Origin of the sequence: Flectobacillus roseus, assembly GCF_030056595.1 — a bacterium.
GTDB classification, from domain to species: domain Bacteria; phylum Bacteroidota; class Bacteroidia; order Cytophagales; family Spirosomataceae; genus Flectobacillus; species Flectobacillus roseus.
Map to the genome: position 1 here is coordinate 312,345 of NZ_JASHIF010000002.1, position 11,764 is coordinate 324,108.

The window sequence follows — 11,764 nt, forward strand, 5'->3', positions numbered from 1 at the left end:
TTGTCAGAAGACTGTGACGAAGCAACCGCTTAGTTTTGTCCAGAAGCCCAATTTTTAGCATAGTAATTTTATGGAAATAAGAAACCCCAGAACTGGCAAATTTGATTTTTCGATTCAACCTGTAGATGCAAACGGTGTGCGTTCAAGGACGATTTCATTGAGGGCTTCTCAACCCGGTTGGATGGCCAAAGGAATCGAACAGCGAGTAAGGGTACTTCAACAATGGCATACATTAATTGAAGATTATTCTACGGATTTACTGGAATCCTTAATAGATGATACAGGTCGAAAGACTGAATCTGAAAAAGAGCTCAATTATGTGCTTCGTGCCATTGATAGTTGGTGTGAGATTGCCAAGAAGATTCTGCGCGAGCCAGAGAGTTTGTCTACTTCTATTCCTGTGCTAAAACTCCAAAATCACTATGAGCCTTTTCCTTTGGTGGGCGTCATTAGTGGTTGGTGCTTCCCTTTTGCACATCTGATGAAAGAAATCATACCTGCTTTATTGGCAGGTAGTGCCGTAATTGCTAAGCCAAGTTGTGTAACTCCAAGATTTGTCAGAACGCTTAATCATACTATTCATCGTACCAGAGGACTCAGAGAAGTACTTTCTCTTGTAGAAGGTACAGACGATATTTTGGAGCCATTGTGTTCCAATGCAGATTTTGTTTGTTATAATGGTACGGCTGCCGAAGCAAGACAAGTGTCTGATATTGCGCATAAACTATTCAAGCCATCCTCTATCCAACACGGTTTGAAAAATACGGTTATTGTTACCGAAACAGCCGATTTAGAAAATGCCTCCTCTGCCATTTTACTAGGTGGTTTTTGGAACGCAGGACAATCTTCTTCTTCAATTGAAAGAGTGTATGTTCACCGTAATGTCTATCATTTATTTTTATCAAGATTAGTCGGAAAAGCTAACCTTATACGTTTGGCATACCCAACTACTGAATCTGGACAAATCGGTCCCATCATTGCCGAACCACAAATCAATATCATTAACGGTCAACTGTGGGAAGCCCTCGAAAATGGTGCAAAATTATTGACAGGTATAGGACAATGTGAAAAATGGGAGGGAGGCTATTACTGTCGACCAACCATCATTACCAATGTAAAGCCAAGCATGAAAATTCTGAATGAAGAAACGCTTGCGCCTATTTTGCCAGTGATGTCTTACCAAGATACAGAAGAAATTTGCGAGTGGGTAAATGGAATCACACAGGCACACTCGGGAGCTATTTTCTCTAAAACAGCCAATGAAGCAATCGCATTGGGTGATAAACTTTCAATCCCCTATTTGTCGATTAATGATATTGCGTTAGAGGAGGTTTTGCAAGTAGGGCAACATCCACAAATGACACCAGAAACATTGGAGTTTGAAGGTACCTTTTCGAATTATAAAAAATTCTTTAGAAAGAAAACGTTTATTATCAATACCCACAAACCTTTTGGTACGGGTTGGATTAAATCATAGGAAATGGCGTAAGTGGAATAGCTTACGCCATTTTTGTTTAAAAATGTTTATTTTCAACGATTTAATGAAATTCTAAGGAATTCTTCATGAGTTGTTGAAGCTTGTTGAGTTGTTTTGTAAAACATAATTATTCAAAAAATAACATTGTATGCAACTCAAACTGATTACCAAAATGACGAAAGCTGCACCACAAAGAACACCTTTTCGTGTAATTGTGTTGAGTGCCTTTCTGCTTTTATCTGTTATTGTCAATATTTTCTTTATTCTATCAAGTAATTCATGCTCGCAACAATTAGGGCATGATAAAATATTAAACGATTCTATTATTTCCCAGAAAAATCGACTTCAGGAGCATTTTAATGTATCCATTCAGAATTCACAGGAAGCAACCTCTCATTAATATCCTACAATATTCATTCAACTAAACTAGTGCATAATGACCACATTGATGATTCTCATTTTTGTGATTGGCTATTTAGCAATCACACTCGAACATAATATCCATATCAACAAAACAGCCACAGCCTTGCTTACAGGTGTTTTGTGCTGGGTTGTCTATGCGCTAAATGCTACAGATGTCCATTTGGTTTCAGAGCAATTGTCGCATCATCTTGGCGATATTGCTGAAATAGTTTTCTTCCTTTTAGGAGCCATGACCATCGTTGAGCTAGTGGATGCGCATGATGGCTTCGCAATTATCACCCAAAAAATCAAAACTCAAGATATCAAAACTTTAATGTGGCTTGTCGCACTTCTAACATTCTTTATGTCAGCAGTTTTGGACAACCTGACAACGGCTATTGTGATGGTTTCGTTGTTGAGAAAAATCTTGGTATCGAGTGAAACCCGAAAAATAATGGTTGGTTTAGTTGTAATAGCAGCTAATGCAGGTGGAGCATGGTCTCCATTAGGCGATGTCACAACCACCATGCTTTGGATTGGGAAGCAAGTTTCGGCTATGGGGGTAATTACCCAATTATTACTTCCAAGTATGGTGTCGCTTATAGTTCCATTGATATATCTTCATCTTACTTTAAAGCCAAAAGGAAATGTGTTTTCTGCCAAACTTGAAAACACGATGGCCTTGCCTAATGCCGAACGAAATTTGATGTTTGCAGTAGGTTTGGGCGCGTTGTTGTTTGTTCCAGTATTCAAAACGGTAACGCACTTACCTCCTTACATGGGTATGCTCATGGGTTTAGGAGCTGTTTGGTTGGTATCTGAGTTAATTCACAAGGATAAAGATGAAGAAACGAAGTCGAAGTATTCGGCTGTACATGCATTAAGAAAAATAGATACCCCTAGTATTTTATTTTTTCTAGGTATTTTGGTAGCAATTGCTGCTTTAGAAAGTACTGAACAATTGCATCATTTTGCCGAGTGGATGAATCAAACTCTGGGTAATCAAGATTTGATTGTATTCATTATTGGTATTGCTTCGGCTGTTATTGATAACGTTCCTCTTGTAGCTGCCTCTATGGGTATGTATGACCTTCAGGCATTTCCAACCGACTCGAAACTTTGGGAATTTATGGCCTATTGTGCAGGAACAGGAGGTAGTATGCTGATTATTGGTTCAGCGGCTGGTGTGGCAGTAATGGGTATGGAAAAAATCGACTTCATGTGGTATTTCAAGAAAATATCCTTTGTTGCTTTGTTGGGTTATGTAGCAGGTGCTGCTGTTTATTTGGCGCTGTACTCATTTACTCACTAAGCAGAAAAAGTGTGATTTGAACGAAAAAATTGATAACAAAATGTTAATTCTTGTAAAGTGTAGTACTTTTAACACGAATATTTTTTAAATTTTGGTGTTTTTTCGGATTCAGTACCAAAAAATCGGCAAATTAAGGTTATCACAATACATTATTGTAAATTTGTAGAACCTTATTTTATTTATTTGGTTTGCTAAGGTTAGGGATTCGAATTGAACGTATTCCCTTTTTTCAACTATAATCCAGTATTAAACGCATAACTCTAAGTGATTATGAATAATTCTATAAAATATCTTTCAATCGGTGCTATTGCTTTGGCACTCACATCTTGTACCGAATCGAAACAATTAGTTGCTTTGCAACAACAAGCTGCTCAATTAGAAAATACTTTGAAGAAAGAAAGAGAAGAAAATGTAGAACTTAGTAGTTTTCGCTTTAGTCTTGAGAGTCAGTTTAAAAAGAAAACAGAAGATTACGTTAAATGCCAAGAAGATGGTAAAGAAACCATGGAAAGCTTGTCGGAACGCTACAATCGTTTGTTGACTGACTATAACCAACTTTCAGCTAGTTATGAGGTTTTGGACAAGTCAAACAGAGAACAAGTTGAAGCTACCAAGGCTCGTATTTCGGAATTAGAGTCTCAGTACAAATCGGCAGCTAGCAAAAAAATTGTAACTAAATCTAAAAGAAAAAGAAGAAGATAGATTTTCTTTACGTTTATAGATGTTTTAACGCCCTCCTGTATAGCTTACAGGAGGGCGTTTTTTTTCTTAAAATCTTCTAATTTTTTTTTAATAGAACTTTAATTATTTCAGATTGTATTTTTTGTAATTTCATTTCGTTAGTATTTTGTAATTAGTATTTGAATTAAATCCCTTATGTGCTATGGAACGTATGCGAATCGAAAAAATCTTAGTACCTATTGATTTCAGCCTAACCTCAGAAAATGCTTTAAAAGCTGCAATTCAAATTGCCGCACAACATCAGGCTAAACTTTACCTTCTACATATTATTGAGCCAGGAATATTGATGTTTGCTCAAGATGGTAGCTTAATTTTTGATATTACCTCAGATAGTATTGATAAAGAACATGAACATCGTTTAGAAAAACTTTATGACCGTTTCAAAGGTAAAGGATATTGGGAGGTAGAAAGTGTAGTGAAACATGGTGAGGTAACTCCTTTGATTGTACAAACAGCAGAGGAAATCGAGGCAGATTTGTTGGTGATGGGAAGTCATGGTACTGAAACAAGCTTGGATGACCTTTTGGGAACCAATGCTTACAGTGTGGTAAAACGTGCGAAATGCCCAGTTTTGACTATTCCAACGCATTATCACTGGGAAGGAATCCACAAAGTACTATTCCCGATTCGTTCGGTTTTGGGTGCTTTGGACAAATATCCTATCACAGAAGCACTATTGTCTCCTTCAGATAATCCTGAATGGTTATTAGTGGGATTGAATGATCACGAAAAGCCAGATGATAAAGCAAAGGTAGAGGAATTTGTAGGACAGTTTACTCAGTTTTTGACAAGTCAAAACAAGCAGTTTAAGTTGTCAAATTACGCTGGGGAAAATTTAGCAGGAAAAGTGCTAGAAATGTCTAATACTGAGGGTGTAAACCTTATTGTAATGACAACTTCTACTACTACGTCTTTTGCTAAATACTTGGCAGGAAGTTATTCTCAACAAGTGGTAAATCACTCAAGAATACCAGTGTTGTCGGTAAGCCCTGATATTTCGATTAAAATCAAAGAAAGTGAAGCTACTCCAGAAGAAATTTTGGAAAATCTTGGATACGGATATCCATTTTCAGGTACAGTGCTCTAATAGTTGAGCCAGACAAAATGGGAATGATTTGAAACATATTCAATCAAATTTTGTCAATAGCAAAACCTCAATCAGGAAATATGATAGATGAACTTATATCTCACTTTCCCGATTGAGGTTTTTATGTTATTTTTTCACTAATCTTGAAATCATAATGCCTGTTTGACTAGCGTGCTTTGCCAAGTATTCTGCTAGTGGCTCTGGTGAAATAATGACCTCTTTCAAATCTTGTGAAGCGTGCAATAGATGCACTCGCCCATTGACAACAATCGCGAAGCCCTGATGCGAAATATCCAAGCCACTTTTTGAGGTTGTGATAGCAATAATATCACCATTTTGAATACATGACTCTTTCTTGGCCACTTCAGCTTTAGGGATATAGAAGAAACTTTTACGCATCAATTCTATTTCTGCCATTTTCACCGCCTCAAGCGCTCGATAATCTTCGAGTTGAGGATAAAGCGGCAAATGAGAGGTCATGAACGACACACTTTTCTTGTAGGGTTTTCCAGCGCAAGCTTGTGTTTGGTCTTTGATGAGACCTTTTCTTTCGTTTTCCTTCAGCCAATCTGTAAAATAATGTAATCTTGAGCCAAACCCGTTGACGTGCCCATAACGATAGCGTAACGTTTCGAGGTTATGGGTAAAGTCATCAAATGAATTATTCTTACACATCGCAATTGCTAGCACGGATTCCACCAAGGTAGAGCAATCAAACTCTCTCAGATTTACGACTAAATTTTCTTTTTTCCCTTCTAAGGTATGAGCTACATAGGGTTTACCCAAAAATGTCTGAGCAATTTCAATCACCCTTTGACCTTGTTCTGAATTATACTTTTTTTGAATAGTAGCTTCAAAAATACGCTGGTCTGATTCTTGGGCGATTCCTGCCCAACTAATCCCACAAAACAAAAGGTTTAAAGTCAATGCTTTAAACCCTTTATTTTGATATGCTTTATGAAATATTGACACGGTAATAGTATTAAAATAATTACGTTCTTTTATTGATAACGCAATATTCAAACTTCTTATTTAAAATGTATCCTGTCTAATTAGAGTTGTTACAGAATTGAGATTTAAGTGATTCTGGTGTAATGCTCTAGTTATTAATGGATTATAGTTTGTAATTGATTTGTTGACAATTTTCAAGTATATGATTTATTGCAAATCCGATTATTGTTTTTCTTTTACAAACATCACAGATACTGCTCCTAAAATCATGAAAATACCTGCAAGTAACAACGCATAAACTGAGTTAGATCCATAAATATGTTTTACAACCATACCGCCAAAAATACCATTGACAATTTGTGGGAAGGTGATAAAAAAGTTGAAAATACCCATATACACGCCCATTTTGTGAATAGGAATGCTATTTGCCAAAATTGCGTATGGCATTGCTAAAATACTCGCCCAGGCAAAACCAATTCCCACCATACTCAAAACTAAATAGTCAGGATTAGTGATGAAGAAGATAGAGATTAAACCCAAACCTCCACAGATTAGAGAGAACGCATGGGTAGTTTTTTTGCCAAAAAGTGCCGCAATTTTGGGTAATGCCAACGCATATAGCGCTGAAACTCCATTATAAATTCCAAATAAAGAACTCACCCAGTCGCCAGCATCATTATATGCTTTAGAACTATGGTCTTCCAATGGTAGGCCATATACCTGGTGTGCGATAGCTGGTGTAGCGTAAACCCACATCGAAAATAAGGCAATCCACGAGAAAAACTGCACCAAACCCAATTGCTTCATTGTTGTAGGCATTTGAGCAAAGTCCTTGAAAATATCTTTTAAACTAGCTTGGTCGTGTGATTCATCTTCGAAACCAAATGATTTTCTTTCAGCTGGAGAATATTCTTTTGTGGTAAAAACAGTCCAAAGAATAGCTACAAGAATAATAACCGAACCTGCATAGAAAGAGTAAAGGACATTATCTTGTACGTTTCCATTGATAGATTCATTCGATACGTTGAATACCTTATTGAGAATCGTAGGAAGAAAACCTCCAGCAATGGCACCAATACCAATCAAGGTAGTTTGCACCGAAAAACCTGTAGTATTTTGTTCATCTGGCAAGTTATCAGCAACTAATGCTCTGAATGGCTCCATCGCAATATTGAAGGAAGCATCCATAAACATCAGAAAACCTGCTCCCAATACAACCGCAGGAAGGATACCTGCCAAAAAAGAAGCATTAGGCATAAATGCTAAAGCAACTGCGGCTAAGATAGCTCCTGCCAAAAAATAAGGTTTTCTACGACCAAAGCGTCCCCAAGTAGTATCTGAGTAATGTCCAATAATGGGCTGGACAATCATTCCTGTGAGTGGTGCTGCCAACCAAAACCATGAAAGGTGTTCTACGTCGGCACCATAAGTTTGAAGAATACGCGAGGCATTGCCGTTTTGAAGAGCAAAGCCAAATTGAATACCCAAGAAACCAACGCTCATATTGATAATTTGCGTTAGACTCAAGGAAGGTTTATTAATTTTTTTCATGTTTATGGTTAATGGATTGTTGGGTGAAAGTGTAAAGTTTTGATTATCGCATCAAGAAATTTGGTTTTCAAGAAACGCTATCTTAAACTCTACACTTTCAAATGTACTATTTTTTAGAAGAAATCTCATAAATTACCGCCGAGTTTGGCGCAACTTTGATAGAGATGTTATCCTTTGCATTGATTTTTTGAGAGCCTTTAGCTTCATAAACACCCTTCAAGGTATAATTTCCTTGAGGATCCAGTCCCATTGCCGTCCAAGCGCCATCAGGAATATGAAGGTTAATGTTCTTTTCTTGGAAATGGTCAAAATTACAAACCACCACAAGCTTTTGATTTTCGCTATATCTTAAATAAGAATATACCTTACGACGGTCATAATCGTGTCCCTGAATGTACTGAAGGTCAAAGAATGCGCCTTTTTGTACTGCTTCAGAACCATTGACAAATTTCAACAAACCTTTATAAAATGCTTGTAAATTCTTTTGTTCCTCGGTCAAGCCTGCGCCATCAAATTTACCTCCATTCATCCATGCCTGATGGGAAGGAACTCCCCAGAAATCAAACATGGTAGTACGGTCATCCGCTTGATTGAAGCCTTCTTTTCCATCAGCTTTTTCGCCCAGTTCTTGACCAAAGTAAATCATCACAGGTCCTGTGTGAAGGGTTGCGGTTACTACCATCGCAGGAACTGCCGCAAATGGATTACCTTTGGCAAAAGCAGGCGTATTGATACGTTGTTCATCATGATTTTCCAAGAAGCGTAGCATGTGTTCTGAAATATTACCCGATTCATGTTGCCAAACTCGTGTAATATCTTCGACAGTTGCTTCATGTTTATTTTCAACCAATCTTCTTAGTCCATCATACAGGCCAACTTTATCGTATAGATAATCAAAACCACCAACCTTGATATAGTTATAATATTCGCGAGGATTATAGATTTCAGCAATAAATACCATGTCAGGATACTCTTTCTTAATCGCTGAAGTGGCGTATTGCCAAAACTCTGCAGGTACCATTTCGGCCATATCACATCTAAAACCGTCAACACCTTTAGCAGACCAATATTTTAAGATTTCAACCATCTTAATCCAAGTAGAAGGAATTGGGTCGAAATGACGGCTACGCCCATTAAGAATATCTACACCATAATTCAATTTTACCGTTTCAAACCAGTCATCAATGGTTGGTTTTGCCGAAAATACATCGTTACCCGAAGCTTTAGCTGGCGACTCGATATATGGACCTTCTGGTTTGACAGGAGGGTTTACTCCATCAGGAATTTGGAACTGAGTATGAGGGAGATAGTAGAAATTGTTTTGTGGGTCAAAGCCTTTATTTACTTCATCATCTTGCCCAAAATCACGTATACCTTCAGGCTTCATATCTGAGTGATATACACGTGCCACGTGGTTAGGTACAAAGTCCATTACTACCTTTAATCCATTTTTGTGAACACGAGCCACCATTGCCTCAAATTCCTCCATGCGCTTGTTGGGGTCAGTGGCAAAAAATGGGTTTACATCATAATAATCCTTGATAGCAAATGGTGAACCTGAGCGACCTTTTACTACATCTGGATGGTCTTTTGGAATACCCAACGCCGTTAAATCTTCCATCGTAGCATGCTCAATGAGACCAGTCATGTACAAATGTGAGTAGCCAAATTTTTTCAATTCTTTCAACGCCTTATCGTTGATGTCTTTGAATTTAGTCACACCATTTTCGGCAGCAGAACCATTCATTTTATTGGTTGAATTGGTATTGCCCCATAGATGGAACATCATCTGTAGAATTACTAACTTGTCGTTTTTCTGGGTCATAATTTTCTTTTTCTCGCTTGATTTAGTTTTTGTCAGGGATTTATCTTTATTCTTTAATTTACTAGAATTATTGTTGTTGACCAAAACTTGAGTTTTAGTTGATTTTTTAGTTTGCGAGAAGGTAGCCAAATTCATGAAAAGGCTTCCCAATATTGTTATGAAAATGAAGTGTTTTTTATACATTTTTAAAATAATATTTGGCTATTAGCACAGTTTAGCACAGATTCAATTCTTTTTTATGCTAAGTAGCTTTGTGAAAATTTTGCTCGAATTTAAGATTTTATTATTAGGATTTTCCTCATTTTATTTGAAAAATTGCAAACTTTTAAAGTTATCATTAACCTACATGCATCGTTTTTTTTGTACTTTGTGTATGTATAATTGGATTTACATTTTTGCCTTATCACTCATATCCAATTGCTTAATGATTCATTTTCCATTAACCATCTCTTTATAAACATGAAAAAAACAATTTTATCCTTGATGCTTTTGGGAGGTACTTTTTTAGGTATTGCTCAGACACCAAGTATCCAACGTGTAAACCCAACAAACTGGTGGGTGGGCATGAAAAACCCATCTTTGCAATTATTGGTATATGGTAAGAACTTAAAAGGCGCTGATGTCAAAATCAATTACCCTGGCGTTACGCTTCAAAAAGTAAATACTGTCGATAATCCCAATTATTTGTTCCTTGATTTAACGATTGCCCCTGAAACGAAAGCAGGAACTTTGAATGTCGAAATGACCAAAACAATTCAGGTTCAGAAGGGGAAGAAAAAAACGGTTGATCAAATCGTGAAATTGACTCAACCTTTTGAATTGCGTGTTCGTGATAAAAAGCCTCAGACTGTCAATTCTAAAGACTTTATTTATTTGATATTGCCCGACCGTTTTGCCAATGGCGACCCGAGTAATGATAAGTTTGAGGATATGGCCGATAAGGTTTCGGATCGTAAAAATCCTTTTGCTCGTCATGGTGGAGACTTAAAGGGGGTGACCCAGCACCTTGATTATTTCAAAGAGTTAGGCGCTACGACTCTTTGGTTGAATCCTGTTATTGAAAATGACCAGCCTCAAACTAACGAGGGTGGTGCAATGCGTTCTGCTTACCATGGCTATGGTTTTACAGACCAATATAACGTTGACCGTCGTTTGGGAGGCAATGCCGCCTATTTGGAAATGGTTACTGAAGCTCACAAAAAAGGGTTGAAGGTAATACAAGATGCGGTGTATAATCACGTGGGAATTAACCACTGGATTCTAAAAGATATTCCTTCAAAAGATTGGTTGAACCAATGGGATAGCTACACCAATACTTCGTATCGTGATGAGCCCGTTGTTGATGTTTTGCACGGAAATAAATCTGACTTTAAGGTTCAGCAGAGCGGTTGGTTTGTGCCCTTTTTGCCAGACTTAAATCAAAATAATGCTTTTGTGGCCAATTACTTGATTCAACATGCACTTTGGACGGTCGAATATTTTGGTATTGATGGTTGGAGAGTAGATACGTATCAGTACAATGATTTGCCTTTTATGAATCGTTGTAATGCGGCTCTTTTTGCAGAATATCCAGATATGTTTATTACGGGTGAAAATGCTGTTCAGAATATCTACAGTCAGGCATACCATGTGAGAAACAATATCAATTTGCCTTTCAAAAGTAACTTGCCTTCACCAAATGATTTTGTATTGCAAACGGCTATCAATGATGCCTTGAATCAAAATTTTGATTGGGGAAAAGGCTTCAATCGTATTTATCAGGTTTTATCAATGGATGCTTTATATCAAAATCCTGATTTAAACATGACTTTTGTCGATAACCATGACCAAGACCGTTATTTCTCTGTAATTGGCGAAGATTTAAACAAATACAAATTAGGTCTAGGATTCTTATTGACGACGAGAGGTACACCACATTTGTATTATGGAACAGAAGTATTGATGAAAAACTTCAAAAATCCTTCAGATGCTGAGGTTCGTCAAGATTTTCCAGGCGGTTGGACTGATGATACAGTGAATAAATTTACTGCCAATGGACGCACAGAGAAAGAAAATGAGGCCTTTAATTTTGTAAAAACCTTAGCTAACTTCCGTAAAAACTCCTCAGCACTAACTACTGGAAAATTGATGCAGTTTTTACCACAAGATGGTATGTATGTCTATTTCAGATACGATGCACAACAAACGGTTATGATTGTTATGAGTCAGAATAAAGATGATAAAGAACTCACGACTGAGCGTTTTGTTGAAATTATGGGAGGCTTTACCTTTGGTAAAGAGGTTGTCTCAGGGAATACTATTTCTTCTTTGCAAAAAATCAAGGTTCCAGCCATGTCAATTCAAGTAATTGAGTTGAAAAAGTAGTTTTTTGTAGGAATGAAGAAGTGAAGGGAAGGAATTGGGTATAATAAAATTTCA

The 11,764-nt window shown here is 37.2% G+C and carries 9 protein-coding genes; 6 read left to right on the forward strand and 3 right to left on the reverse strand.

Going from position 1 to position 11,764, the window contains the following annotated elements; all coding sequences use genetic code 11:
• The first annotated feature begins 70 nt into the window (after window positions 1–70).
• The 5 genes from QM524_RS01365 to QM524_RS01385 all read left to right on the forward strand — a co-directional run bounded on the left by QM524_RS01365 (window position 71) and on the right by QM524_RS01385 (window position 5,019).
• Window positions 71–1,477, forward strand: coding sequence for an aldehyde dehydrogenase family protein (locus QM524_RS01365; protein ID WP_095164600.1), 1,407 nt, complete (start codon window positions 71–73; stop codon window positions 1,475–1,477).
• Window positions 1,478–1,625: 148 nt separating this feature from the next.
• Window positions 1,626–1,877 (forward strand): hypothetical protein, encoded by a 252-nt coding sequence (locus QM524_RS01370; RefSeq protein ID WP_283343137.1) that lies wholly within the window; start codon window positions 1,626–1,628, stop codon window positions 1,875–1,877.
• Between the two features lie 36 nt (window positions 1,878–1,913).
• Window positions 1,914–3,191, forward strand: a complete 1,278-nt coding sequence (gene nhaD / locus QM524_RS01375) for a sodium:proton antiporter NhaD (protein WP_283343138.1) — start codon at window positions 1,914–1,916, stop codon at window positions 3,189–3,191.
• 270 nt (window positions 3,192–3,461) lie between these two features.
• On the forward strand, window positions 3,462–3,893 hold the full coding sequence (locus tag QM524_RS01380) for a hypothetical protein (protein WP_095164597.1): 432 nt from the start codon (window positions 3,462–3,464) through the stop codon (window positions 3,891–3,893).
• A 181-nt stretch (window positions 3,894–4,074) separates the two neighbouring features.
• A complete protein-coding gene (locus QM524_RS01385; protein WP_095164596.1) occupies window positions 4,075–5,019 on the forward strand; it encodes a universal stress protein in 945 nt (314 codons plus the stop codon).
• A gap of 126 nt (window positions 5,020–5,145) precedes the next feature.
• On the opposite strand, the gene QM524_RS01390 is transcribed toward QM524_RS01385, so the two are convergent.
• The 3 genes from QM524_RS01390 to QM524_RS01400 all read right to left on the reverse strand — a co-directional run bounded on the left by QM524_RS01390 (window position 5,146) and on the right by QM524_RS01400 (window position 9,346).
• Window positions 5,146–5,946: an N-acetylmuramoyl-L-alanine amidase-like domain-containing protein gene (locus QM524_RS01390; RefSeq protein ID WP_283343139.1), complete on the reverse strand. Its 801-nt coding sequence runs from the start codon at window positions 5,944–5,946 to the stop codon at window positions 5,146–5,148.
• Window positions 5,947–6,192: 246 nt separating this feature from the next.
• Complete coding sequence (locus tag QM524_RS01395; RefSeq protein ID WP_095164592.1) at window positions 6,193–7,521, reverse strand: MFS transporter; 1,329 nt, start codon at window positions 7,519–7,521, stop codon at window positions 6,193–6,195.
• Window positions 7,522–7,627: 106 nt separating this feature from the next.
• The gene (locus tag QM524_RS01400; protein WP_283343140.1) at window positions 7,628–9,346 is read right to left on the reverse strand and encodes an alpha-amylase family glycosyl hydrolase; all 1,719 of its coding nucleotides are present in this window, start codon (window positions 9,344–9,346) and stop codon (window positions 7,628–7,630) included.
• A gap of 459 nt (window positions 9,347–9,805) precedes the next feature.
• Between QM524_RS01400 and QM524_RS01405 the strand changes: the two genes are divergently transcribed.
• On the forward strand, window positions 9,806–11,710 hold the full coding sequence (locus QM524_RS01405; protein WP_283343141.1) for a glycoside hydrolase family 13 protein: 1,905 nt from the start codon (window positions 9,806–9,808) through the stop codon (window positions 11,708–11,710).
• Window positions 11,711–11,764 lie beyond the last annotated feature (54 nt).

Excerpts from the sequence above, each read along its gene's own strand:
- QM524_RS01395 (WP_095164592.1), bottom strand. The coding sequence starts at position 7,521 with ATGAAAAAAATTAATAAACCTTCCTTGAGTCTAACGCAAATTATCAAT.
- nhaD (WP_283343138.1), top strand. The coding sequence starts at position 1,914 with ATGACCACATTGATGATTCTCATTTTTGTGATTGGCTATTTAGCAATC.
- QM524_RS01405 (WP_283343141.1), top strand. The coding sequence starts at position 9,806 with ATGAAAAAAACAATTTTATCCTTGATGCTTTTGGGAGGTACTTTTTTA.
- QM524_RS01400 (WP_283343140.1), bottom strand. The coding sequence starts at position 9,346 with ATGACCCAGAAAAACGACAAGTTAGTAATTCTACAGATGATGTTCCAT.
- QM524_RS01380 (WP_095164597.1), top strand. The coding sequence starts at position 3,462 with ATGAATAATTCTATAAAATATCTTTCAATCGGTGCTATTGCTTTGGCA.
- QM524_RS01370 (WP_283343137.1), top strand. The coding sequence starts at position 1,626 with ATGCAACTCAAACTGATTACCAAAATGACGAAAGCTGCACCACAAAGA.
- QM524_RS01385 (WP_095164596.1), top strand. The coding sequence starts at position 4,075 with ATGGAACGTATGCGAATCGAAAAAATCTTAGTACCTATTGATTTCAGC.
- QM524_RS01365 (WP_095164600.1), top strand. The coding sequence starts at position 71 with ATGGAAATAAGAAACCCCAGAACTGGCAAATTTGATTTTTCGATTCAA.